26 protein-coding genes are annotated in these 23,545 nt (G+C 71.9%); 12 read left to right on the top strand and 14 right to left on the bottom strand.

Annotation, left to right across the window (positions count from 1 at the left end; all coding sequences use genetic code 11):
* Complete coding sequence (locus DXZ73_RS26870; RefSeq protein ID WP_162890348.1) at positions 1–297, bottom strand: hypothetical protein; 297 nt, start codon at positions 295–297, stop codon at positions 1–3.
* A 4-nt stretch (positions 298–301) separates the two neighbouring features.
* The gene (gene mca, locus DXZ73_RS26865) at positions 302–1,171 is read right to left on the bottom strand and encodes a mycothiol conjugate amidase Mca (protein WP_116213615.1); all 870 of its coding nucleotides are present in this window, start codon (positions 1,169–1,171) and stop codon (positions 302–304) included.
* A 125-nt stretch (positions 1,172–1,296) separates the two neighbouring features.
* Between mca and DXZ73_RS26860 the strand changes: the two genes are divergently transcribed.
* The 3 genes from DXZ73_RS26860 to DXZ73_RS26850 all read left to right on the top strand — a co-directional run bounded on the left by DXZ73_RS26860 (position 1,297) and on the right by DXZ73_RS26850 (position 3,703).
* On the top strand, positions 1,297–1,707 hold the full coding sequence (locus tag DXZ73_RS26860; RefSeq protein ID WP_116213614.1) for a DUF4307 domain-containing protein: 411 nt from the start codon (positions 1,297–1,299) through the stop codon (positions 1,705–1,707).
* 186 nt (positions 1,708–1,893) lie between these two features.
* Positions 1,894–2,391, top strand: coding sequence for a transcription elongation factor GreA (greA, locus tag DXZ73_RS26855; RefSeq protein WP_116213613.1), 498 nt, complete (start codon positions 1,894–1,896; stop codon positions 2,389–2,391).
* Positions 2,392–2,464: 73 nt separating this feature from the next.
* Positions 2,465–3,703: an IS30 family transposase gene (locus tag DXZ73_RS26850; RefSeq protein ID WP_116212261.1), complete on the top strand. Its 1,239-nt coding sequence runs from the start codon at positions 2,465–2,467 to the stop codon at positions 3,701–3,703.
* Between the two features lie 68 nt (positions 3,704–3,771).
* Here the strand turns inward: DXZ73_RS26850 and DXZ73_RS26845 are convergent, their stop codons facing one another.
* From DXZ73_RS26845 to ilvA, 3 genes are all read right to left on the bottom strand, one after another.
* Entirely contained in the window at positions 3,772–4,632 is an 861-nt protein-coding gene (locus tag DXZ73_RS26845; RefSeq protein WP_116213612.1) for an ABC transporter permease, read from the bottom strand.
* A complete protein-coding gene (locus tag DXZ73_RS26840) occupies positions 4,629–5,606 on the bottom strand; it encodes an ATP-binding cassette domain-containing protein (protein ID WP_116213611.1) in 978 nt (325 codons plus the stop codon). The genes DXZ73_RS26845 and DXZ73_RS26840 overlap by 4 nt, the downstream gene beginning before the upstream one ends.
* A gap of 87 nt (positions 5,607–5,693) precedes the next feature.
* Entirely contained in the window at positions 5,694–6,914 is a 1,221-nt protein-coding gene (gene ilvA, locus DXZ73_RS26835; RefSeq protein WP_116213610.1) for a threonine ammonia-lyase, read from the bottom strand.
* Between the two features lie 299 nt (positions 6,915–7,213).
* Here ilvA and DXZ73_RS26830 point away from each other — a divergent pair, with 299 nt between their 5' ends.
* From DXZ73_RS26830 to DXZ73_RS26820, 3 genes are all read left to right on the top strand, one after another.
* The gene (locus tag DXZ73_RS26830) at positions 7,214–7,705 is read left to right on the top strand and encodes a MarR family winged helix-turn-helix transcriptional regulator (RefSeq protein WP_205519234.1); all 492 of its coding nucleotides are present in this window, start codon (positions 7,214–7,216) and stop codon (positions 7,703–7,705) included.
* A 69-nt stretch (positions 7,706–7,774) separates the two neighbouring features.
* Complete coding sequence (locus tag DXZ73_RS26825) at positions 7,775–8,242, top strand: sigma factor-like helix-turn-helix DNA-binding protein (RefSeq protein ID WP_205519233.1); 468 nt, start codon at positions 7,775–7,777, stop codon at positions 8,240–8,242.
* Positions 8,239–8,490, top strand: coding sequence for a hypothetical protein (locus DXZ73_RS26820; protein ID WP_240351501.1), 252 nt, complete (start codon positions 8,239–8,241; stop codon positions 8,488–8,490). Before DXZ73_RS26825 ends, DXZ73_RS26820 begins: the two co-directional genes overlap by 4 nt.
* A 72-nt stretch (positions 8,491–8,562) precedes the next feature.
* Here the strand turns inward: DXZ73_RS26820 and DXZ73_RS26815 are convergent, their stop codons facing one another.
* On the bottom strand, positions 8,563–9,708 hold the full coding sequence (locus tag DXZ73_RS26815; RefSeq protein WP_116213609.1) for a cystathionine gamma-synthase: 1,146 nt from the start codon (positions 9,706–9,708) through the stop codon (positions 8,563–8,565).
* Between the two features lie 154 nt (positions 9,709–9,862).
* On the opposite strand from DXZ73_RS26815, the gene DXZ73_RS26810 reads away from it, so the two are divergent.
* The 4 genes from DXZ73_RS26810 to DXZ73_RS26795 all read left to right on the top strand — a co-directional run bounded on the left by DXZ73_RS26810 (position 9,863) and on the right by DXZ73_RS26795 (position 13,132).
* Positions 9,863–10,948: a hypothetical protein gene (locus DXZ73_RS26810; RefSeq protein ID WP_116213608.1), complete on the top strand. Its 1,086-nt coding sequence runs from the start codon at positions 9,863–9,865 to the stop codon at positions 10,946–10,948.
* A gap of 78 nt (positions 10,949–11,026) precedes the next feature.
* Positions 11,027–11,680, top strand: a complete 654-nt coding sequence (gene msrA, locus DXZ73_RS26805; RefSeq protein ID WP_116213607.1) for a peptide-methionine (S)-S-oxide reductase MsrA — start codon at positions 11,027–11,029, stop codon at positions 11,678–11,680.
* Positions 11,681–11,874: 194 nt separating this feature from the next.
* On the top strand, positions 11,875–12,528 hold the full coding sequence (locus tag DXZ73_RS26800) for an ATP-dependent Clp protease proteolytic subunit (protein WP_116213606.1): 654 nt from the start codon (positions 11,875–11,877) through the stop codon (positions 12,526–12,528).
* 1 nt (position 12,529) lies between these two features.
* Entirely contained in the window at positions 12,530–13,132 is a 603-nt protein-coding gene (locus DXZ73_RS26795; protein WP_116213605.1) for a ClpP family protease, read from the top strand.
* 50 nt (positions 13,133–13,182) lie between these two features.
* Here DXZ73_RS26795 and DXZ73_RS26790 read toward each other — a convergent pair whose 3' ends face one another.
* Positions 13,183–13,575 (bottom strand): helix-turn-helix domain-containing protein, encoded by a 393-nt coding sequence (locus tag DXZ73_RS26790; RefSeq protein ID WP_116213604.1) that lies wholly within the window; start codon positions 13,573–13,575, stop codon positions 13,183–13,185.
* A 63-nt stretch (positions 13,576–13,638) separates the two neighbouring features.
* Complete coding sequence (locus tag DXZ73_RS26785; RefSeq protein WP_116213603.1) at positions 13,639–14,205, bottom strand: class I SAM-dependent methyltransferase; 567 nt, start codon at positions 14,203–14,205, stop codon at positions 13,639–13,641.
* 55 nt (positions 14,206–14,260) lie between these two features.
* On the opposite strand from DXZ73_RS26785, the gene DXZ73_RS26780 reads away from it, so the two are divergent.
* The gene (locus DXZ73_RS26780; protein WP_116213602.1) at positions 14,261–15,124 is read left to right on the top strand and encodes a helix-turn-helix domain-containing protein; all 864 of its coding nucleotides are present in this window, start codon (positions 14,261–14,263) and stop codon (positions 15,122–15,124) included.
* A 42-nt stretch (positions 15,125–15,166) separates the two neighbouring features.
* Here the strand turns inward: DXZ73_RS26780 and DXZ73_RS26775 are convergent, their stop codons facing one another.
* The 3 genes from DXZ73_RS26775 to DXZ73_RS26765 all read right to left on the bottom strand — a co-directional run bounded on the left by DXZ73_RS26775 (position 15,167) and on the right by DXZ73_RS26765 (position 18,896).
* Positions 15,167–16,342: a DUF2786 domain-containing protein gene (locus tag DXZ73_RS26775; RefSeq protein WP_116215873.1), complete on the bottom strand. Its 1,176-nt coding sequence runs from the start codon at positions 16,340–16,342 to the stop codon at positions 15,167–15,169.
* 148 nt (positions 16,343–16,490) lie between these two features.
* Entirely contained in the window at positions 16,491–17,495 is a 1,005-nt protein-coding gene (locus DXZ73_RS26770; RefSeq protein WP_116213601.1) for a GNAT family N-acetyltransferase, read from the bottom strand.
* Positions 17,496–17,618: 123 nt separating this feature from the next.
* On the bottom strand, positions 17,619–18,896 hold the full coding sequence (locus tag DXZ73_RS26765) for a L,D-transpeptidase (protein WP_116213600.1): 1,278 nt from the start codon (positions 18,894–18,896) through the stop codon (positions 17,619–17,621).
* Positions 18,897–19,279: 383 nt separating this feature from the next.
* On the opposite strand from DXZ73_RS26765, the gene DXZ73_RS26760 reads away from it, so the two are divergent.
* Complete coding sequence (locus tag DXZ73_RS26760) at positions 19,280–19,564, top strand: hypothetical protein (protein ID WP_116213599.1); 285 nt, start codon at positions 19,280–19,282, stop codon at positions 19,562–19,564.
* 10 nt (positions 19,565–19,574) lie between these two features.
* Here the strand turns inward: DXZ73_RS26760 and hutH are convergent, their stop codons facing one another.
* The 3 genes from hutH to DXZ73_RS26745 all read right to left on the bottom strand — a co-directional run bounded on the left by hutH (position 19,575) and on the right by DXZ73_RS26745 (position 23,537).
* A complete protein-coding gene (gene hutH, locus DXZ73_RS26755; protein ID WP_116213598.1) occupies positions 19,575–21,119 on the bottom strand; it encodes a histidine ammonia-lyase in 1,545 nt (514 codons plus the stop codon).
* Positions 21,120–21,195: 76 nt separating this feature from the next.
* The gene (locus tag DXZ73_RS26750; protein ID WP_116215872.1) at positions 21,196–22,338 is read right to left on the bottom strand and encodes a GGDEF domain-containing protein; all 1,143 of its coding nucleotides are present in this window, start codon (positions 22,336–22,338) and stop codon (positions 21,196–21,198) included.
* Between the two features lie 404 nt (positions 22,339–22,742).
* A complete protein-coding gene (locus tag DXZ73_RS26745; protein WP_116213597.1) occupies positions 22,743–23,537 on the bottom strand; it encodes an enoyl-CoA hydratase/isomerase family protein in 795 nt (264 codons plus the stop codon).
* Positions 23,538–23,545 lie beyond the last annotated feature (8 nt).

Genomic DNA, 23,545 nt, shown 5'->3' with positions numbered 1-23,545 from the left:
TCAGCCCTCGGTGGAGTCGCCCTTGCCGTCGGCCTTGGCGGCGCCGCGGGCCGGCGAGGCCGAGGCGGCGGCCGGAGCGGCGGCCGTGGCCATGGCCACGCCGCCCTCCGGGATCTCGTCGAAGGCGACCTTCTTCATGTGCTTGTTCATGCTCTTCATCAGCATCCACACGGCGGCGCCGAGGAGAGCGAAGACGATGAAGCCGAGGACGCCGGGGGTGACCTTGTTCTTGTCAAGATCCTCAGCGGCGAGCGGCACGAGGTGGGTGGCGGCGAGGGAGACAGTCGCGCTCATCATGGGCTCAATTGTTGCGGATGCCCGCGAAGAGGTCGTCCTCGGGGAGGGATGTCCCGACGAGAGACTTCGCCAGTTCGTACTCCTCGGTGGGCCAGACCTCGCGCTGGAGGTCCAGCGGCACCCGGAACCAGCCGCCGTCGGGGTCGATCTGCGTGGCGTGCGCGATCAGCGCCTTGTCACGGATCTCGAAGAAGTCGCCGCAGGGCACATACGTGGTCAGGGTCCGCTCGCGGCCCATCTTGTGCCACCGCTCCAGCCACTCGCCGTACGGGGACTCCATGCCCCGCGCCAGGAGCGCCTCGTGGAGGGCGAGGGTGCGCGGCCGGTTGAAGCCCTGGTTGTAGTAGAGCTTCAGCGGCTGCCAGGGCTCGCCGGCCTCGGGGAAGCGCTCGGGGTCGCCCGCCGCCTCGAAGGCCACCATCGAGATCTTGTGGGTCATGATGTGGTCGGGGTGCGGATAGCCGCCGTTCTCGTCGTACGTGGTGACCACGTGCGGGCGGAACTCCCGGATGAGCTTCACCAGCGCGCCGGCCGCCTCGTCGACGTCCTGGAGCGCGAAGCAGCCCTCGGGCAGCGGGGGCAGCGGGTCGCCCTCGGGCAGCCCGGAGTCCACGAAGCCCAGCCACTCCTGCTTCACTCCGAGGATGTCGCGCGCCTCGTCCATCTCCTTGGCGCGCACCTCGTGGATGTGCTCCTCGATGTACGGGTCGCCCTGGAGCTTGGGGTTGAGGATGGAGCCGCGCTCACCGCCCGTGCAGGTCGCGACCAGCACGTCCACCCCCTCGGACACGTACTTGGCCATCGTGGCGGCGCCCTTGCTCGACTCGTCGTCGGGGTGGGCGTGCACGGCCATCAGTCGCAGCTGCTCAGTCAAGGCTTGATCCTCAGTCACTGGTCACGGCCCGTCTTATCGGTGTTTCGGGGCGCCTCCTATAGTGACCGAAGCAGGCGACGTTTCATTCCGGTCGATGGGACCGGTCCCCGACCAGGAGGAAGATCATGGCTGCGGCACGCGAGGGGCTGCCCGACGGTCGTTACGGCCGGTCGGCGGACCAGCGCGCGGACCGCAAGCTCAAGATCGTCGCCGCGGTGCTGGGCGTCGCGCTGGCCGGGGTGCTCGTCTGGTTCGGTGTGCACTACCTCACCAAGACGGATGTCAGCGCCCAGTTGATCCGCTCCAAGCCGATGACGGACACCTCCGTGCAGGCGGTGCTGGAGGTCCGCAAGAACAAGGGCGACACGGGCGTCTGCACACTGCGCTCGCTGGGCAGCGACGGCTCCGAGGTCGGCCGGGTGGATGTCACGCTGGACCGCCGTGAGGATCACTTCACCGAGCGCGTCACGTTCCGCACCACCAGGCACGCCGCCGCCACCGAGCTTGAGGGCTGCACCACCACGTCCCGGGGCTGACCGGCACTGACCTGCGTTGACGCGTTTCTTGCGCAGTTTCTCCCCGCGGCTTCTTCCCCCTTTCCGGACCTAATTGTTAGGCTCGTGGTTTCGCCCACCTTTGAAGGTGCACCCTTCTGAGTAGGGCGTTCATTTGTATCCCCGATGTATCCCCAAGTTTTTCCCCAGTACCGACGAGGAGCACCTGTGACCCAGACCAGCGACAACGTCACCTGGCTGACTCAGGAGGCGTACGACCAGCTCAAGGCCGAGCTGGAGTACCTGTCTGGTCCCGCTCGCACCGAGATCGCGATGAAGATCGCGGCGGCCCGCGAGGAGGGTGACCTGCGAGAGAACGGCGGTTACCACGCGGCCAAGGAGGAGCAGGGCAAGCAGGAGCTCCGCGTGCGCCAGCTCACCCAGCTGCTGGAGAACGCCAAGGTCGGCGAGGCTCCGGCGGCGGACGGCATGGTCGCCCCCGGCATGGTCGTCACCATCGCCTTCGACGGCGACCCGGACGACACCCTGGACTTCCTGCTGGCCTCCCGGGAGTACGCGAGCTCGGACATCGAGACCTACTCCCCGCAGTCCCCGCTGGGCACCGGCGTGAACGGCAAGAAGATCGGCGCCGACGCGGAGTACGAGCTGCCCAACGGCCGCAAGGCCAAGGTCCGCATCCTGGACGCCAAGCCGTACCAGGGCTGAGCCCTCGCGAAGAGCCCCGGGCCCTCACTTAGGTTCTAGTGGTCGTTGCAACACCCCAGCTCAGGGGATTGCGATGGACCATCAGATCCGGGAGGACCGGAGGCCGCAGGGACGGAAGAAGCTGATCGCTGAGCGGACGGCATACTTCCAGCTCATGCGGCAGGGCTACAGCAACAAAGAGGCGTGCCGGATCGTGGGTATCAACCCGCGGACCGGCAAGGTGTGGCGCAACGGCCGCCATGCTCACAAGGGCTTGTCGAAGGCGCGTCCCCCGGTCCACCGGGAGCCGTCTTCGGCAGGCCCTGGCCGCTATCTGCGGGAGTCCGAGCGCATCCATATCGCTGACCGGCGGCGGGAGAAGGCGTCCATCCGGACCATCGCGGCCGAGCTGGGCCGCAGCCCCTCAACAATCAGCCGGGAGATACGCCGCAACGGCATACCGCTGCACAGGGGCGGCTCCGGCTGGGCCTACCGGCCTCACGCCGCACAGGCCCGTGCTGATGCCCGCCGGCCCCGTCCGAAGCCCGGGAAGATCGGCCAGAACCCGGAATTGCGGGACTTCATCCAGGACCACCTGTCGACACGGTGGAGCCCTGAGCAGATCTGCCAGGCTCTGCGGGCACGCTTCCCCGACCAGCCGGAGATGCACGTGACCCACGAGACGATCTACCAGGCCCTCTACGTCCAGGGCCGCGGAGAACTCCGGCGCGGGCTGACCCGCGCTCTGCGCACCGGACGGGCCATACGTCGGCCGCACCGCCAGTCCCACAAGCGCCAGCCGCGCATGTCGACAGGCATGGTGATGATCAGCGAGCGTCCGGCAGAGGCAGCCGACCGGGCGGTCCCCGGACACTGGGAGGGCGACCTCATCATCGGCAAGGCGCACAAGTCCGCGATCGGGACGCTGGTCGAGCGGTCCAGCCGCTTTGTCGCCCTGGTCCACCTGCCCGACGGCCGCCAGCCCGCCCAGATGCGCGACGCGCTCATACACACCGTCTCAGCCCTGCCCGCCCAGCTCAGACGCTCACTCACCTGGGACCAGGGCTCCGAGATGCACCTGCACCAGCAGTTCAGCACCGCCACAGACATGCCCGTCTACTTCTGCGATCCCGGCAGCCCCTGGCAGCGCGGCTCGAACGAGAACACGAACGGCCTGCTACGGCAGTACTTCCCCAAGGGCACCGACCTGTCCGGCCACGACCCTGAGCACCTCAAGGCCGTAGCCATCGAACTGAACAGCCGCCCACGCAAAACGCTCGGCTGGGAAACCCCAGCCGAGCGTCTCGCTAAGCTTCTGGCCACAGCCAGTTGATCACTGTGTTGCAACGACCCCTGGAATTCGCCTCATGGGTCCGGGGCTCTTCGCGTGCCACGGGCCGCTCAGGCGGTGGCCGAGCGGTATTTGCGCACCGACAGCGTCCGGAAGGCCACGATGATCAGCACCGACCAGATCAGCGAGGCCCACACCGGGTGCTGCATCGGCCACGCGGACGGCACCGGATAGCCGTCCGGCAGATTGCCGAAGAGCTGCCGGGCCGCCTGCACGGTCGCGCTGAAGGGGTTCCACTCTGCGATGTTGCGCAGCACCATCGGCATGTTGTCGGACGGCACGAACGCGTTCGAGATGAAGGTCAGCGGGAAGAGCCAGATCAGCCCGCCCGAGGTGGCCGCCTCCGGGGTGCGCACGGACAGCCCGATCAGGGCGCCGATCCAGGAGAAGGCGTAGCCGAGCAGGAGCAGCAGGGCGAAGCCCGCCACCGCCTTGGGGATGCCCGCGTGCGTCCGCCACCCCACGATCACCGCGACGACCGCCAGCACCACCAGCGTCAGCGCGGTCTGCACCAGGTCCGCGAGCGTACGGCCCGTGAGCACGGCCCCGCGGGCCATCGGCAGCGACCGGAAGCGGTCGATGAGCCCCTTGTGCATGTCGTCGGCGATGCCCGCGCCCGCCCCCGCCGTGGCGAAGGTCACGGTCTGGGCGAAGATGCCCGCCATCAGGAACTGCCGGTAGGTGGAGGGGTCGGTGTTGCCGCCCACGGCGATCGAGCCGCCGAAGACATAGCTGAACAGCACCACGAACATGATCGGCTGGATCAGCCCGAAGATGACCACTTCCGGGATCCGCGCCATCCGGATCAGATTGCGCTTGGCGACGACGAGGGAGTCGCGCACGGACTGGCCGACACCGCCGAGCGCCCTGGGCGTCACGGTCCCGGCAGCGGCGCCGCCGAGGGTGCTCACGAGGCCGCCTCCTTCCTGTCCTGCTCCTCCTCGCTCACGGCGGCGTGCCCCGTGAGCGAGATGAAGACGTCGTCCAGCGTCGGGCGGCGCAGCGCGATGTCGTCGATCTCGATGCCGCGCCCGTCGAGCTCTCTGATGACCTCGACGAGCAGTTTGGCGCCGCCGGAGACCGGGACGGTGACCTTGCGGGTGTGTGCCTCGATCTTGGAGTCGCCCTTGCCGAAGCCGCGCAGGACCTCGTCGGCGACGCCGATGTGCTCGGGCGCGTGCACGACGACCTCGACGCGCTCGCCGCCCGTGCGGGCCTTGAGCGCGTCGGAGGTGCCGCGCGCGATGACCCGGCCGTGGTCGACCACCGCGATGTCGTGCGCGAGGTGGTCGGCCTCCTCCAGATACTGGGTGGTGAGCAGCAGGGTCGTGCCCCCGGCGACGAGCTCCTGGATGACCTCCCACAGCTGCTGGCGGTTGCGCGGGTCGAGGCCGGTGGTCGGCTCGTCCATGAACATCACGGGCGGGCTGACGACCAGGGCCGCGGCGAGGTCGAGGCGGCGGCGCATGCCGCCGGAATAGGTCTTGGCGATGCGGTCCGCGGCGTCGCCGAGATTGAAGCGCTCCAGCAATTCGCCCGCGCGGGCCTTCGCGTCGCGCGCGCTCATCTGGTAGAGCTGGCCGACCATCCGCAAATTCTCACGGCCCGTCAGATATTCGTCGACGGCGGCGAATTGGCCGGAGAGTCCGATGGCGCGGCGGACCTCGTTCGGTTTCTTCAGTACGTCGATGCCCGCCACCACGGCCGTTCCCCGGTCGGGTTTGAGTAGCGTGGTGAGCACACGTACGGCGGTGGTCTTGCCGGCGCCGTTGGGGCCGAGCAGTCCTAGAACGGTTCCTTCCGGTACGTCGAGATCGACGCCGTCCAGAGCCCTGACATCGCCGAAAGTCTTGACCAGGCCTTCGGCAAAAATGGCGCCTGGCATGGAGGTTCTCCCCGTTTGGGTGACGTATTACGCGATTTTACGTTCGTAGTAGTCGTTCCGCCCTGTGAATGAACCTCCCTCGCCGGATCAGTCCATGACCAGATATCCCGCGTCCCGCAAAGCCGATCCCACCTCGGCACAGTGCTCCGGCCCCTTGGTCTCCAGGTGCAACTCCACCTCCGCCTCCGTGAGCCCGAGCCGCGGATCGGTCCGCACATGGCTCACGTCGAGGACGTTCGCGTCGACCTCCGACAGCACCTCCAAGAGCGCGGCCAGCGCCCCGGGGCGGTCCGTCAGCCGCAGCCGCAGCGACAGATAGCGGCCCGCCGCCGCCATGCCGTGCCGCAGGATGCGCTGCATCAGCAGCGGGTCCACGTTGCCGCCCGACAGCACCGCGACCACGGGCCCCTCGAACGCCCCGGGATCGGACAGCAGCGCCGCCACCGGGCTCGCCCCGGCCGGCTCCACCACCAGCTTCGCCCGCTCCAGCAGGAGCAGCAGCGCGCTGGAGAGCTCGTCCTCGGAGACCGTGCGGACCTCGTCCACCAGCTCCTCGACGATGCGGAACGGCACCTCGCCGGGCCGCCCCACCTTGATGCCGTCCGCCATCGTCGCCGGCGCCTCGACCGAGACCGGGTGCCCGGCGGCCAGCGAGGGCGGATAGGCGGCCGCTCCGGCGGCCTGGACCCCCACGATCCGCACGTCAGGCCGCAGCGCCTTCACCGCCACCGCGATGCCCGCGGCCAGCCCGCCGCCGCCGATACCCACCACGACGGTGCGCACCTCGGGGCACTGCTCCAGGATCTCCAGGCCCACCGTGCCCTGGCCCGCGATGACGTCCGGGTGGTCGAAGGGGTGGATGAAGACCGCGCCGGTCGCCCGCGCGTACTCCTGCGCCGCCCGCATCGTCTCGTCCACGATCTGCCCGTAGAGGCGCACCTCGGCACCGTACTCCCGGGTCGCGGCGACCTTCGGCAGGGGCGCGCCCTCCGGCATGAACACCGTGGAGCGCACGCCCAGGAGCGCGGCCGCCAGGGCCACGCCCTGCGCGTGGTTGCCCGCGCTGGCGGCCACCACGCCCGCCGCGCGCTCCTGTTCGGAGAGCCCCGCGATGCGCACATACGCGCCGCGCACCTTGAAGGAGCCCGTCCGCTGGAGGTTCTCGCACTTCAGGTGGACCGGCGCCCCGACCAGCCCGGACAGGAAACGGCTGCCTTCGAGCACGGTGGTCCGGGCCACCCCGGAGAGCATCTTCTGGGCTTCGCGCACCTCGTCGAGGGACACAGCCGACACGGACGTACCGGACATCGGTGGAACCGCACCCGACTGGGCGGATACGTCGGACATGGCGGACGCCCCGAGGCCGTCCTCGTCACCAACTCGTGCAGCCATGCCGCCCAGTCTCGCAGCTCGCACCTGTGACGACCGACGCAGGAGGGATACAGCACGACATACCGGCACGGCGTACGGCGAGGCGTACGCGACCACGCATGACACCGCATACCGAGCGGTTTGCGAAGCACCCGTACGGGCGCCCTTCCGGCCGCGTACTCTGTCCCCCAATCCTCAGCGATTCCCTGCCCGCCGCACGAAGTGAGCCCCAGGCCATGCCCACCCCTTCGGACATGACGACCGACCTCGCCCCAGGCGTCCTCGACGCCCTCCAGCACCAGGTGGCCGTTTTCGCCCGCCGCGCCGAACAGACCCGGCTCGGCGGTGTAGGCCAGGTCCGCAACTCCATGGACCGCGCCGCGTATCTGCTGCTCAACCGCCTAGACCAGGAAGGCCCGATGGGCGTCAAGGCGCTCGCCGCGGGCATGGGCATCGACTCCTCGACCGTCACCCGCCAGGTGGCGCCGCTGGTCGACACCGGCCTCGTCAAGCGCACCTCGCACCCCGAGGACGGCCGCGCCGTCGTCCTCCAGCTCTCCCCCCGCGGCAAGGCCCGCCTCGACGAGGTACGGGCCTCACGGCGCGAGCTGATGGCCCTCGTCACGGAGGGCTGGACCGAGGACGAGCGGGATGTCTTCTGCACCCTGCTCACCCGCTTCAACTCCGCGCTCTCCGACGCCCTCCTCCCGATCGCGCCCACTTCTTGACGACCTCTTGACCGGGCGCCGCCGTCTGCCCTCTCCTGGTGCGTACGAACAGGAGCGCGCGGAGGCGCGGTGCGAGAGCGACAGGCGGCCAGGGAGCGCCGCCGCGCCCGGGAGTTCGAGGCGTTCGTCGGGGGCGCGGGCGGCAGGCTGCTGCGTGCCGCCGTCCTGCTCACCGGGGAGACCGGCCCGGTCGGCACGGGTCCGCACGAGGCCGCCGAGCGGCTGCTGACGGCTGCCCTGGCCGACACCTACGCCTGCTGGGACCGGCTGCGCGGCGAGGACCCGTACGACCACGCCCGGCAGGAACTCGCGACCCGCTTCGCGCGCTCCGCCCGGCGCTACCGCCATGCCCGCGGCGGGATCCTGGAGCGCCTCGCTCCGCGGGAGCGGCTGGTGCTCGTGCTGCGCCTCCACGAAGGCGTCGCCGAGGAACAGGTCGCGGCCTGCCTGGGCCTGCCCGCGGAGCGCGTACGCGTCCTGTGCACGCGCGCGGTCGCCGTCCTGCGCAGCCGCCGGACACCGTCGGGTGTGCCGTGAGCCCGTACGACCGCAAGGAGGACGAGATACGCCGGATGCTGGAGGGCCCGCATCCGGCGCTGCCGCCGGACCTGGCCCTGCGTGCGGCCGAGCGGGGCCGTCGCCTGCTGCGCAGACGGCGGGCCGTGCAGGTGGCGGCGTGGGGGCTGCTGGTGGTCGCGCTGGCGGTGTTCTGCGTGTGGGCGGCCACCGCGAGGCCCTGGGCCGTGCCGCCGGTGGACGTGGCGCCGCCGTTGCGCGACTGGTAGCGGCCGGTGGCGCCGCCTCCTCGGACGCCGGCCCCCCTGGTGGCACGGCGTCCGGGGAACGGCGGGCGTCGGCTAGCCCAGCGCCCGCGCCAGGTCGGCCAGGAGGTCGTCCGCCGACTCGATGCCGACCGACAGGCGCACGAGGTCCGCGGGGACCTCCAGCGGGGAGCCGGCCGTGGACGCGTGCGTCATCCGGCCCGGGTGCTCGATGAGCGACTCCACGCCGCCAAGCGACTCACCGAGGGTGAACAGCTCGGCGCGGTTGCAGACCTCGACCGCCGCCTCCTCGCCGCCCGCGACGCGGAACGACACCATGCCGCCGAAGGCGCGCATCTGCTTGGCCGCGACCTCGTGCAGCGCGTGCTCCGGCAGACCCGGGTAGAAGACCTGGGTCACCTTCGGGTGCGAGACGAGCATCTCGGCCACGCGCTCCGCGTTGGCGCTGTGGCGGTCCATGCGGACGGCCAGCGTCTTGATGCCCCGCAGCGTCAGCCAGGAGTCGAACGGGCCCGCGACGGCACCCATCGCGTTCTGGTGGTACGCCAGCTCCTCGGCCAGCGTGGTGTCCGCCGTGATGAGCGCGCCGCCGACGACGTCGGAGTGGCCGCCCATGTACTTCGTGGTGGAGTGGACGACGACGTCCGCGCCCAGCGACAGCGGCTGCTGCAGGTAGGGGCTGGCGAAGGTGTTGTCGACGACCAGCTTCGCGCCCGCCTCGTGGGCGACGCCCGCGACGGCCGCGATGTCGGTGATGCCGAGCAGCGGGTTGGACGGCGTCTCGACCCAGACGGCCTTCGTGCGGGGCGTGATCGCGGCCCGCACCGCCGCCGGGTCCGAGGTGTTGGCCACCGACCACTCGACGCCCCAGCGGCTGACGACCTTGGCGAAGAGCCGGAACGTTCCGCCGTAGGCGTCGTCCGGGATGACGACGTGGTCACCGGGCGACAGGAGCGTACGCAGCAGGCAGTCCTCGGCCGCCAGGCCCGACGCGAAGGCGAGGCCGCGGCGGCCGCCCTCCAGCGCCGCCAGGTTCTCCTCCAGCGCGGTGCGCGTGGGGTTGGCACTGCGGCTGTACTCGTAGCCGTTGCGCAGGCCGCCGACGCCGTCCTGCTTGTAGGTGGAGACTTGGTAGATGGGCGGGACCACGGCCCCGGTCAGCGGATCCGCCTCCTGACCTGCGTGGATGGCGAGGGTTTCAAAAGAGTGCTGGTCGCTCATTCCACCGAGGGTAGTACCCCGTTCACGTGAACACTCCTGTCATTTGTAACTGGAGGATGAACGATCCGCGGGGCTGCGGCGTTGTCACTCAGAGGGCCGCCGTTTCCGCCCCCGCCCTGTCTCCCGTTTCTGCCCCGTTCTGTCAGGAAAGCCCATGGAGTATCTGTTCATCCTGTTCGCCGTCGTCGTCATCTGCGGCGTCCTGGTCGTCCCCGCACTGCGTCGCAGGCGCGCCGGACAGGACGTCCTCCAGGGGCACCAGGCGGCCGTCGACCCGGCCGGGGCGTACGGCTTCGTCCCCGCCGAGCAGCTCGACGTGCGCCTGCCCGGGCCCGACCCGCAGCTGCTCGCGGCCGTCGAGGAGGCGAGCCGCACACAGGACTGGAAGCCCGCCGCCGAGCTCCTGGCCCGCACGGACGCCACCACGGACACCGAGCTGCGCTGGCAGCGCGTGCAGACCCTGGCGGGCGCGGCCGCCCACGAGCTGGCCCGGACGCCGGGCACCGGCGGGATGTGGCTGCGCCACTGGCGGGTCGTGGCCCCGAAGGACGCGGGCGGCGCGGCCGTGCAGGCGGAGTTCCTCGTCCAGCAGGCGCTGCGCGACCCGTCCTCGCAGGACTTCCGGATGATCCTGGAGGAGGCCCGCACGGTGTGCGGGGAGGCCGCCCTGCTGGCCCCGGGCGATCCTGTGCCGTACATCGTCCAGCTGGGCGTCGCGCGGGGGCTCGGCGCGAGCGAAGCGGAATTCCAGTCCGTCTGGGAGACGGTCGTCAGCCGCACGCCACACCACATGGGGGCGCACCTGGCCGCCCTGCGCTACTGGAGCGCGAAGTGGCACGGCTCGCGGGAGCAGGCCGACGCCTTCGCCCGGCGCGCCGCCGCGTCCGCGCCGTCCGGCAGCCTGCTGCCGGCCCTCCCGCTCTTCGCCGTCCACGACCACCTGCCGGACATGCTGTCCCGCGACGCGTTCCTCGGCACCGTCGTGTCCGAGGCGATCGAGGGGGCCCGGTTCGCGGTGGCGGGCGCGCCCGCCGACCACCCCGTGCTGCCGCACGTGCGCCACTTGCTGGTGTGGTTCCTGGTCCGGGCCGAGCGGTACGCGGAGGCGATGGAGCAGCTGCGCGCGGTCGACGGGCACATCGGCGCGGTGCCGTGGTCCTACGAGGCGGACCCGGTCGCGGCGTACGCGACGTACCGCGCGCTGGCCGTAGCGGGCTGGGAGCAGTCGGGCCGGCGCTGAGGGCGGAAACCGGGAGCGGGAATCGGCCTCCGCTCTCGTACGTTGTAGGGAGGACGCCACCTCCCTGGAGCCGCCGCCATGCTGTTCTCGCGCCACGAAACCCGCCTGCCGACCCCGGACGAGGCCCTCAAGGGCCGCCCGGAGCCGGAATTCCAGCTCCCCGGACGCCACACCGTCCTGGGCAATCCGCCGGCCGGCCCCTACCCCGAGGGCCTGGTCGTCGCCGACTTCGCCCTGGGCTGCTTCTGGGGCGCCGAGCGCAAGTTCTGGCAGACGCCGGGGGTGTGGACGACGCTGGTCGGCTATCAGGGCGGCCACACGCCGAACCCGGCCTACGAAGAGGTGTGCAGCGGGCTCACCGGCCACACGGAGGCCGTGCGCGTCGTCTTCGACCCGTCGGCGGTCTCCTACGAGTCCCTGCTGAAGCTCTTCTGGGAGTCCCACGACCCCACCCAGGGCTTCCGCCAGGGCAACGACAGGGGCACGCAGTACCGCTCCGCGATCTACACCCACTCCCCCGCGCACCAGTCGACGGCGGAGGCGTCCCGCGACGCCTACCAGTCGGTCCTGCGGTCCTCGGGCTACGGCGCCATCACCACGGAAATCCTCCCGGCGGGCCCGTTCTACGCGGCGGAGCCGTACCACCAGCAATACCTGGACAAGAACCCCACGGGCTACTGCGGCATCGGCGGTACGGGCGTGAGCTGCCCTATCGGCGTGGCCAAGGCCTGATCGGGTTCGTCGGCCTTCACCGAGCCCCCGTCTGTTCTTGCAGGCGGGGGCTCGGGGCTTTCCACGGAAGCCTGTTGGCGCTCTGCCCTCGGCAGATCTGCCAGGGGCAGAGAAAGCTGACGTCGGGGCGGGGCTGAGCCGAGAGTGGGAGGGCGCGGCCGGGAGCGGTCGCGTACGTCCCGAGGAGGCACCGCATGTCCACGCTCATCACCGGATGGGATCCGGCCCTCGCCCCGCGAGCCGCCGAAGGGGACACCCTTCCGTCGCGGTTCGACGACCACCTGTCCGCCCAACTCCTCGCGCAGCGCATCATCTTCCTCGGCACGCAGGTGGACGAGGTCTCCGCGAACCGCGTCTGCGCGCAGCTGCTCCTGCTCTCCGCGGAGGACCCGCGGACCGACATCAGCCTCTGCGTCAACAGCCCCGGCGGGTCGGTGACGGCGGGGCTCGCGATCTACGACACGATGCGGCTGATCCCGAACGACGTCTCCACGCTCGCCATGGGCTTCGCCGCGAGCATGGGCCAGTTCCTGCTCACCGTGGGGGCGGAGGGCAAGCGCTACGCCCTGCCGAACGCCCGGATCATGATGCACCAGCCGTCCGCGGGCATCGGCGGGACCGTCGCCGATATCGAGATCCAGGCGGAGAACCTGGAGTTCACCAAGAAGGCCATCGAGCGGATCACCGCGCGGCACACCGGGCAGAGCGAGGAGACGATCTCCCGCGACAGCGACCGCGACCGGTGGTTCACGGCCGGGCAGGCGAAGGAGTACGGCATGGTGGACCGCGTCGTCGAGTCGCTCGACGACGTCCGCCCGGCCGGTTCGCGTCGGCGGATGGGGATCTGAGATGAGCCAGTACACGATCCCGACCGTCGTCGAGCGCACCTCCAACGGCGAGCGGGCGTACGACATCTACAGCCGGCTGCTGTCCGAGCGGATCATCTTCCTCGGGACGGAGATCGACGACGGCGTCGCGAACGTCGTCATCGCCCAGCTGCTCCACCTCGAATCGTCGAGCCCGGAAGCCGAGATCGCGATCTACCTCAACTCCCCCGGCGGCTCGTTCACTTCCCTCATGGCGATCTACGACACGATGACGTTCATCGGCTCGCCGATCTCGACGTTCTGCGTCGGACAGGCGGTCTCGACCGCGGCGGTGCTGCTGGCCGGAGGGGACCCGGGGCGGCGGTTCATCCTCGAGCACTCCCGGGTCCTGCTGGGGCAGCCCGCGACCGGCGGCCACCAGGGCACGGTCTCGGACCTGGCCCTCCAGGCCAAGGAGATGCTGCGGGTCCGCTCCCAGGTCGAGGAGGTCCTCTCCCGGCACACGCACCACGACGTGGCGACGCTGCGCGCGGACATGGACCGCGACAAGGTCTTCACGGCGCACGAGGCGGTGGCGTACGGACTGGCCGACCAGGTGCTCGCCCGACGGCGGCCGGCCGCCTGATACGCCCGCGGGCTCCGGCGGCCGTCGTTCAGCGGGGGTACGGCCGCCGGTCAGGCCGCGAGGCGCACCTCGCCCTGCCGGCGGGCCACCGGCGCGCCGAGGGAGGTCACCGTGGAGCCGCGTCCGGCGGACGCGAGGCGGACGAGCTCGCCCTGGGCCAGGGCGAGGAGGTCGGCCAGGGTGAGACCGAGCGCGTGCGCGGCGGCGGCGAGCACCTCGGACGACGCCTCCTTGCGGCCGCGTTCGAGCTCGGAGAGATACGGCATCGAGATCCGCGCGGCGTCGGCCACGTCCTTGAGCGTGCGTTCCTGCGCGAGGCGTTCACGGCGCAGGACGTCACCGACGACGTGCCGCCACAGCGGCTCCTTGACCCCTGCCGCCGGAGCCTCCTGGGCCGGGCGCAGCGGAACGACACGGGCTCGGTTCGACGCGTGGCTGGTCACCTCTTCAGAGTAGAAGCGCGATGCCCGAGGAAGAACCAACCGGGTTCCGCCCGGGGCGAACGCTCACCGCCGGTACGCCAGGAAGCGGAAGCTGCCCTTTCCCAGAGCGACTTCGCAGTCGGCGAAGCCCGCCGCGCGCAGGCGCGCGGGCAGGGTCCGCGGGGGTACGGGCACACAGGTGTCGCCCAGGTGGACCAGCCGGAAGCCCCAACTGCCGAGGGCGTCGCAGCCGGTGAAGAGACCGCCGGGACGCAGCACGCGGTGGGCCTCGGCGAAGAGGCGGTCCTGCGCGGCGGGCGACGGCACATGGTGGAGCATCGTGAAGCAGGCGACGGAGTCGAAGCGGGCGTCGGGCAGCGGGAGGTCCGCGCCGTCGCCGTGGATGACCTCGACACGGCCGCCGAACTCGCGCCGCAGGCGCGCCGCGTAGCCCGCGTCGGCCTCCACCGCGCTGAGGTTGGCGACCTGGCGGAGCAGTACGCGCGTGGTGGCGCCGTAACCCGGGCCGATCTCCAGCGTGTCGGGCCCCAGCGGCACGCCCTCCAGGGCCCAGGGCAACAGCTCGTCCTCGACGGCGCGGGCCCACTTGTCGGAGGAGCAGAGACGGCGGTGGATGAGGTTCATCGGCATGCTCCGAGGCTAGGAAGAGGGCAGGTGTGTCGGATACGGGCCAGGAGGTCAACTCATGTCGCCAAAAGGACAACGGCCGTCCCCGGGCGAGCGACAGCCCTGGGACGGCCGGTTGAGCGCGGACGACCGGCACAGTGCCCCGCACCCCGCCGCGGGCAAGGCGGGCACCGGCCACCTCGTCGCCCCGCCCGGCGGCGCCGTCGCCGTGGGCAGCTTCGCGCTCGACGGCGGCGAGTGGTTCGACAGCCATGCGCACGGGGCGCATCAGCTCGCCTGGGCGCCGCACGGCGTCCTGGCCGTACGGGCCCGCGGCCGTACGTGGGTGCTGCCGTCGACCGTCGCCCTGTGGATCCCCGCGGGCACCGAGCACTCCACCGGCGCGACGAGCACGGCCCTGCTGCGCAGCCTGTACTTCTGGCCGGACCGCTGTCCGATCGCGTGGCGAGAACCTCAAGTCGTGCCCATGCCAGGGCTGTTGCGGGAGCTGATCGGCCATCTCGCGCAGGGCGCGGACGCGCTCACCGAGGAGGCCCGGCGGCGCGCGGAGAGCGTCGTCCTCGACCTGCTGCGCCCCGTGTCGGTGACGACCGTGCGCGCTCCCATGCCGGCGGACCCCCGTGCGCGCCGCGTCGCGCGGGCACTGCTCGCGGACCCGGCCGACAACCGCACGCTGGCCGAGTGGGGGACGGTCGTGGGGGCGGCGGGCCGGACGCTGGCCCGGGCGTTCGTGTCGGGGACGGGCATGACGTTCGGGCAGTGGCGCACGCAGCTGCGGTTGCAGGCGGCGATGCCCCTGCTGGCCGGGGGCGCGACGGTTTCCGCGGTGGCGCGGCGGGTGGGGTACGGGTCGCCGAGCGCGTTCGTGGCGGCGTTCCGCAGGGGGGTGGGGGTGCCGCCGGGGACGTACTTCGCGCCGTGAGCGAAGTGGTCGCACAGCCGCGGCCGGGCACCCGGCGCACCGCTAGCGCAGCTTCGCCGCGTCCGCCGCTTCCTCGCCCCGGGCCCAGCCGTCCGCGTCGCGGCCCTTCAGGCGGTGCGCCGTCGTCGTCGGGAACAGGCGTTCCGCCGTCTCGCCGACCGCCACCTCCCGCGCCGCCAGCACGGGCAGGACCTCGGTCTCGGTCGCCTCCTCCGCCCGGGCGGCCACCGTCAGGCGGTCGCGGATGCGGGCCGCGTAGGCGATGAGGAAGGACTGCCGGAAGTCACGGGTGCGGCGGGAGCGGCCGCGGGCGTGGTGGTCGTCGCCCGCGCGCCCCATCGCCGTGGTGGCCTGCACCAGCAGCGAGGTGTACATCAGCTCCACCAGCTCCAGGTCCGCCTCGAAGCCGACGACCGTCGAGAAGTCGTAGTCGCTCGACCACACCGACCGGCAGTGGTTGGCGGCGGCCACCGCGTCGAGGAGCAGCGCCTTCGCGGATTCGTACGGGCCCTCGACGCCGATCCTGCAGGTGCTCGGGCCGTCCACGGGCCCGGTGGCGTGGGCGGCGAGCAGCGCCTCGTCCATGGAGTGCCGCGCCATGAGCTGCTGTGCCTTGGCCGACAGGGCCTCGGCCTCCTCCGCGAACTGCGTCGACTCCGCCTTCGCCAGCAGCGCGCGGATCCTGGCGAGCATCTTCGGCGGGGCCGCGGGGGCGTCCGCCAGCCGGTGCCCGGCGCCCGGCAGCGGGCCGGCCGCGCCGATCCGGGGCAGTCCGCCGGCCAGCCGCAGCGCGCCGAGCGCGCAGGCCACCGTCTCGAAGCGGCTCAGCCGCTCGCGCCCCGCGAAGCCGTCCAGGAAGGCGTCGTCCGCCGCCCACCACACGCGGGCGTCGAGGTCCCGCAGCTGTGCCGCCCAGCGCGCGCCGAGCGTGTCCGGGGCATAGCGCCGTGCCTCCGCCGCGACGGCGTCGACGGTGAAGCGGACCTCCGCGGCGGTCAGCTCCCGCCGCGCGAGCCGGACCACGTCGGCGGGCTGCCAACCGCCTTCCCAGGCCCGGCGCAGCGCCGTGGTGGCCGCGCGCAGCAGGACGCGTCCGACGGCGGCGGGACCGGCCGGGGAGGCGGCCAGGGCCGACGCGGCGGCGTAGACGGCGTCGTCGAGGGCGTCCGCGCGCAGCCCGCGCAGCCCGGCCAGCGTGGTCTCGACGCCCGCGAGCAGCTCGTCGTCACCGGGCGGCTGCTCGGGCCGGCCTCCGGGCCGCTCCTGCTGCCGGTCGCTTCGCTTGGCCACGGGTCTCACTTCCGGGAAGGGGTACGTCAACGTCCGTACGCCCCATTCTCCCGGAAGGGGGACCCACGGCCGGACGTCACCCGGACGGGAGCCGCGCCTGGAACAGCCCGACCGACCGCTCGGGCCGGTAGCCGAGCAGCTTGTTGACGGCGCGCATCGGGCCGTTGTCGTCGGCGACGGTCGTGGCGATCTCCCGTACGGGCAGCCCCTGCTCGCGCAGCAGGCCCAGCAGCCGCCGTTTGACGGCGAGGCCGAGCCCGCGGCCGCGGTGGGCGGGGGCGACGCCGGTCGCGAACTGGATGGCCCGTACGTCGCCCGGGGAGCGCTGGACGACCTCCGTGTAGGCGGCGTGAGAGCCGTCCGGGGCGACCACGACGACGGTGAGCATCCGCCCGCCGCGCTCGACGACGGCCCGCTGCGCGTGGGTGACGCGCTCCGCGGTCGCCCGGGGCGGGCCGAGCTCCAGGTCGCCGTGCGGGGCGTCCCGCATGGCCTCGTGGACGACGGCGAGCCGCTCGGCGTGCTCGGCGGGGACGACGCCGGTCCACTCGGCGAAGCGGTAGCCGTCGGGGAGGCTCGGCTCGGTGGTCTCGTCGGCCACCCGCTGGACGTACCAGACCATCGGCAGCGCGCTGTCGAAGCCGCGCGCCTTGGCGAACTGTTCGCCCGGACCGCCGATTTCGACCGACACGGTCGCCGATGTCCGGCCCTCGTCGGTGACCGCCTTCCGCAGTTCCTGCCACAACCGGGTGCCGATGCCGCGGCGCCGCCGGTCGGGGCGGACGGCGAAGTCGCCTATGTAGGCGGTCGAAAGGTTCTCCTCGTCGTCGAACAACCGCACCCAGCCGACGCCCGCGTACGCGGGCCGGCCGTGGGAACCGGGGAGCGGCACGGCCACCTTGACGTAGTGGCTCAGCATGGCCGGCACCTGGAGGTGACCCGCGGTCTCGGCGCGGCCGGGCGGGGGCACGGTGGGGGGCATGTCGTGGAGGTGCGCGGTTCTGACGACGTCGTACCAGGCGTCCGTCTCGGCGGCGGTGGGGCACGGATCCAGTCGCACCACGGTCAGTTCATCGCTCATCCGGGGGACGGTACGTCGTGCGGTGCGGGCTGTCGCCGGGATTTTTCCCCCGGACGCCTCAAACGCCGGACGGGCGGGATGTGGCCAAGCTCGGCCACATCCCGCCCGTCGTCGGGTCAGGCGCTACGCGCCGGTCGCGCTGCCCGCCACCCACGCGTTCCAGTCCATGTTCCAGCCGTTGAGGCCGTTGTCCGGAGCGATGGTCTTGTCGTTCGAGTTCTTGATCTCGACGACGTCGCCGATCTGCGAGTTGTTGAAGAACCAGGCACCCGACGTGGACGGGTCGTCCGCGCCCTGCTTGTCCTCCAGGCCGACGCAGCCGTGGCTGGTGTTGGCCACGCCGAAGATGCCGCTGCCCCAGTAGTTGCCGTGGATGAACGTGCCCGACGTGGACAGGCGCATCGCGTGCGGCACGTCCTTGATGTCGTACTCGCCCTTGCCGTCGGCCTTGCTGAAGCCGACGGTGGAGCCGTCCATCCGGGTCTCCTTGAACTTCTCGGAGATCACCATCTTGCCGTTGTACGTGGGGTTCTCGGGGCTGCCGGCCGAGATCGGGATGGTCTTGAGGGTCTTGCCGTCCCGGACGACCGTCATCTGGTGGGTCTTCGCGTCGACCGTGGAGACCTGGGAGTGACCGATCTTGAAGGAGACCGTCTTCTTCTGCACGCCCTTGATGCCCGGGGCACCCTCGACACCGTCGAGGTCGAGCTTCAGGGTGACGTCGGAGTTGGCCTTCCAGTAGTCCTGCGGGCGGAAGTCGAGGCGCTGGTCACCGAACCAGTGGCCGACGACCTTCTGGCCGCTGCTGGAGTTGACGGTGATGCCCGACTGGACGGCCTTGCGGTCCTTGATCGGCTTGTCGAAGTTGATCGACACCGGCATGCCGACACCGACGGTGGAGCCGTCCTCCGGCGTGAAGGAGCCGATGAAGCTGTTGGTGGGCGAGACGGTGGCGAAGGAGGAGTTCTCCGTGGCCTTGCGGCCCTCGGAGTCCTTGGCCTCGACGACCACCTTGTACTTGGTCGACCGCTCGAGCTGCTTCGCGGGCTGCCACGACTTCTTGTCGGGCGATATCGTGCCCTCGACCGGAGTGCCCTTGTCGTCGGTCATCTTGACGCTGGTCAGCTCGCCGTCACTGACGGTGACCTTGGCGGCGTCGGTGGTGATCCCGGCGTTGGTCGAGCCGTCCTTCTGCGCGATCTTGATCTGCGCCTTGGAGGCTTCCTTGGCGGCCGCGGCGTCGACCTTGTTCTGCGCCTTGCCGTTGTTGCCGCCGGAGCCGTTCTTGCCGTCGTCGTCGCCACCGCCACAGGCGGCGAGGGTCAGCACACCACCGAGCACAGCGGCCGCGGCCACCAGGGCCTTGCGGCGCTTGCCGTCCGTCATCACACGCTTCTCCATTGCTCCTGGACCCCGAATCCCCGAGCCGAATCGTGGGGCAACACGTATACCGGCTACTGCTTGAGGAACGCCTGGACCGATTCGCCCGTTCCACCCCTCGGGGAAGTGTGGGGAAGACCACGCCAGTAAAGCCCCTCAGAGGGCCGACATGATAGCCGGGGTCTTGGTATGACCGTGTTGTCCATGATGCAGGCGGGGCGAGGACCCGGACCAGGGTCGAGGGCCCCTTGACATTCCTTCGGGGCGTCCCGGCGCGGCTCACGCGGTTCCGGGCCACTCTCCGGCTTCCCCCGGGCCCGTTCGTATCACTAACATCGGGTCAGTTGAGACGGCGCGCCGCTGCCGCTCCCTCAACCTCCGGCACATCGAGGGGGATTCGTTCCGTGACCGCACGCCGCCCGCTGCTGACCGCCGTCGCCGCCGGCTCGCTCCTGTGCGCGGTCTGGTTCATGCCGAGCGCGCACGCGACGCCCGAGCGGACCGCGCCCGCCCCTCGCGGGCACAGCCTGGAGCAGACCGCCGATCCGGCCGCTGACCAGCAGCTCTCCCTGGCCGACACCGGCAGCGTGGACACCACGCCGTACGTCTTCGGGGGCGTGGCCTTCGTCGCGGCGGGCGGTGCGCTGGTCACGGCCGCCGTGCGCAGATCGCGCACGACGGCTCGCTGACCCCGGTCGTTCAGGCCAGTCGCCCGGTCACCGGCTCGACGGTCTCCACCAGCTTCCCGGCACGGACGAACTCCTCCGCCGCCGCCAGGTCCGGGGCCAGGAAGCGGTCCCCGCCGGGGCCCTCGACACCGGCCTCGCGGACGGCCTTCACCACCGCCTGGCTCGCCGGTGCGGCCACAAGGCCCGTACGCAGCTCTATCGCGCGGGTCGCGGCGACCAGCTCGACCGCGATGACGCGGGTGAGGGCGTCAACAGCCGTACGCAGCTTGCGCGCCGCGGACCACCCCATCGATACATGGTCCTCCTGCATCGCGGAGGACGGGATGGAGTCCACGGACGCCGGCACGGCCAGCCGCTTCATCTCGCTGACCAGGGCGGCCTGGGTGTACTGCGCGATCATCAGACCGGAGTCGACGCCCGGGTCCCCGGCCAGGAACGGCGGCAGGCCGTGCGAGCGGTTCTTGTCCAGCAGCCGGTCCGTACGGCGCTCGGCGATCGAGGCGAGGTCGGCGGCGGCGATGGCGAGGAAGTCCAGGACGTACGCGACGGGGGCGCCGTGGAAGTTGCCGTTGGACTCGACCCGGCCGTCGGGCAGCACGACGGGGTTGTCGACGGCGGCGGCCAGCTCGCGGTCGGCGACCAGCCGGGCGTGGGCGAGGGTGTCCCGGCCCGCGCCGGCGACCTGCGGGGCGCAGCGGATGGAGTAGGCGTCCTGGACCCGCGGCGCGTCGTCCTGGTGATGCCCGGTCAGCCCCGAACCGGCCAGCACGCGCAGCATGTTGTCCGCGCTCGCGCCCTGGCCCGGGTGCGGGCGGATGGTGTGCAGCTCGGGCGCGAGGACCTTCTCGGAGCCGAGCAGCGCCTCCAGGGACAGCGCGGCGGTGACGTCGGCCGAGGTGATCAGCCGGGCGAGGTCCGCGCAGGCCATGACCAGCATGCCCAGCATGCCGTCGGTGCCGTTGAGGAGCGCGAGCCCCTCCTTCTCGCGCAGCTCGACGGGCTCGATGCCATGCACGGCGAGCAGCTCGCCGGCCGGGCGCAGCACGCCGTCCGGGCCCTCCGCCTGACCCTCTCCCATGAGGGTGAGCGCGCAGTGGGAGAGCGGCGCGAGGTCGCCGGAGCAGCCGAGGGAGCCGTACTCGTGCACGACCGGGGTGATGCCCGCGTTGAGGATCGCGGCCATCGTCTCGACGACGAGGGGCCGTACGCCCGTACGCCCCGAGGCGAGCGTCTTCAGCCGCAGGAACATCAGCGCGCGGACGACCTCGCGCTCCACGCGCGGGCCCATCCCGGCGGCGTGCGAGCGCACGATGTTGCGCTGGAGCTGGGCGCGCAGGTCGGGGCTGATGTGGCGGACGGCGAGGGCACCGAAGCCGGTGGAGACGCCGTAGACGGGGTCGGGCTTGGCGGCGAGGTCGTCGATGACCTGCCGGGAGGCGGCGACGGCGGCCAGCGCCTCTTCGGACACGACGACGCGCGCGCCGTTACGCGCCACGGCGATCACATCTTCCGCGGTCGTCCCGGCCGTCCCCACCACCACAGTGTGCATATCCATATTCAGGCACCCTAGAGACTGAATCGCCACCTGTCACTAGTCGTTTCGACCAGGCGTACTCCGGGCCCGGCCTCGGCTACTCACGGCGACCGCGGAAGCGGCGCCGTTCGGCGGGCTGCGGGGCCGGCGGGTGGTCCGCGAGCTCGATCACCGTCTCCCCCGGCCCGTCGCGGCCGGCGACAACCGGTTTCTCGGCGAGCGCCGCCTTCGCGCGGTACTGCGCCGCGTCCGCGAGCCGGAAGAGCCGCCGGGCCGTGCGCACCGGCCCGATCGGGTCCCCCGTGGAGGCGACCCCGCACGCGACGCCCTCGCCGAGCTCGAGGCCGCCCGCCCGGCGGCACAGTTCATCGGCGACGCGCACCACTTCGTCGGCCGTCGGCCCGACCGTCAGCAGGCAGAACTCGTCACCGCCCAGCCGCGCCGCGAGCGTCCCCGGCAGCATCGCCCCGCACAGGGACAGCACCGAGCCGAACCGTTCCAGCAGCCGGTCCCCGACCGCGTGCCCCAGGGTGTCGTTGACCCGCTTGAGGCCGTTGAGGTCGCACACCACGAGGCTGACGACCACGCCTTCCGCGAGGTGCCGCTCCACGGCCTCGTCGAGGCGGGCGTCGACCGCGCGGCGGTTGCCGAGGCCGGTGAGGGGGTCGGTGAAGGCGAGGCGGCGGACCTCCTCCAGCCGCTCGGTCTGGGCGATCCCGGCCGCCGCCACGGCCGCGAGCACGGTCGCGAAGTCCGCGTCCGTACGGTCGAAGGCGGGCGCACCGGGCGGGCGGGCCACGTACAGCTCGCCCCAGGCCCGGCCGTGCAGCACGATCGGGGCGACCACGCAGCAGCCCCGCCCGCGCCGCCGCAGCGCGGCCACCCGCTCCCAGCCGCCTCCGGTGGCCGCGCCGAGGTGGCGGTACGTGCCCTCCAGGCCGTACGCGCCGGACTCCGCCCCGCCCTCCGCGCACTCCACCCACGCGCGCGGCCCGTGGCCGCCTCCGGCCCACTCCTCGTGCAGGAACTCCGCGATCTCGGGGAAATCGTGCACCGGATAGGACTCGTCCTCCGGATAGCGCTCCTCGCCCTCGGCGAGCTCACCGGCGTTCACCAGCACGCGCAGCCGGCCATGCCCGCGCTCCCACGCCGAGATGGCCGCGAAGGTGCCGCCCAGCGCCGCCCGGGCCCGCTCCGCGGCGGCACCGACGGAGTCCAGGGGGGACTGGGCCGCCGCCATCGCCTGCGCGAGCTCCACCACGGCGCGCAGCCGGATGTCGCACTCCCCGCGTTCTGCCACCCGAGTGCCTCACATTCTTTCGCCGCGCGCGGATTATGCACCCAGCGTATGAATGTTGTCGGCGTTCCGCGCCGCGACCGGATTCTTGGACTCCGGTCGCAGGTTCCGGGCAGTGCCGCTGCCGCCTGCGGCGGGCTCGTTCCACTGCGGGTCCGTTGCCGCCTGCGGCGGGAGCTCCCTTCGGGAGCGTCCTCAAACGCCGGACGGGCTGATTCCGCGGACCGTAGCCAGCAAATTCAGCCCGTCCGGCGTTTGAGGACAGCGCGCGGAGCGTGCTTCGGGGTCTGGGGCGGAGCCCCAGTTCGGGAAGGGGCGGGGTGGGGAACAAGCCCGCCGCAGGCGCGCTACTCCCCCGGCCACTCCGGCGGGCGTCGCTCGTTGAATGCCGCTACTCCCTCCACCCGGTCGCCCGAGAAGGCCACCGTGCGCCAAGCCGCGTCCTCGACCTCCAGCCCCGTGCGGAGGTCCAGGCCATGGCCCAGCCGCAGCGCCCGCTTCGCCGCGCGCAGGCCCACAGGGGAGTTCGCCGCCATGCTCGCGGCCAGCGCCAGCGCCGACGCACGGTCCTCGCCCTCCGGTACGAGCTGGTCCACCAGGCCCAGGTCATGGGCCTCCGCGGCCGGTACCCGCCGCGCCGTGAAGATCAGTTCGGCCGCCCGCGCGGCGCCGACGCGGCGGGGCAGCAGCTGTGTGCCGCCGCCGCCCGGGATCACCCCGACCGACACCTCGGGCAGGCCCACCACGGCCGTGCTGTCGGCCACGATCACATCGCAGGACAGGGCCAGTTCGAACCCGCCGCCCAGAGCGAACCCGTGCACCGCCGCGACGGTCGGCATCGGCAGCTCCAGCACGCCGGTGTACGCGGCGCGGGCGTGCGGGCGCTGCCGCGCGAGGTCGGCGTCGGTGAAGGAGTTGCGCTCCTTGAGGTCGGCCCCGACGCAGAACGCGCGCTCGTGCGTGGACGTGAGCACGACGACCCGCACCGAGGGGTCGGCGGCGAGGGCCGCGGTGGCCTCCGCGATGCGGCGGCCCATCTCGGTGGAGACGGCGTTCATGGCCTTGGGGCGGTCGAGTACGAGCTCGGCGACGTGGCCGTGCCGCTGGATCCGGATCCATTCGCCGAAGCGCTGCTCACTCATGCGACCTC

It is taken from the genome of Streptoverticillium olivoreticuli subsp. olivoreticuli, from assembly GCF_003391135.1.
Classification (GTDB): domain Bacteria; phylum Actinomycetota; class Actinomycetes; order Streptomycetales; family Streptomycetaceae; genus Streptomyces; species Streptomyces blastmyceticus.
This window is presented reverse-complemented; position numbering and strand designations above follow the sequence as displayed.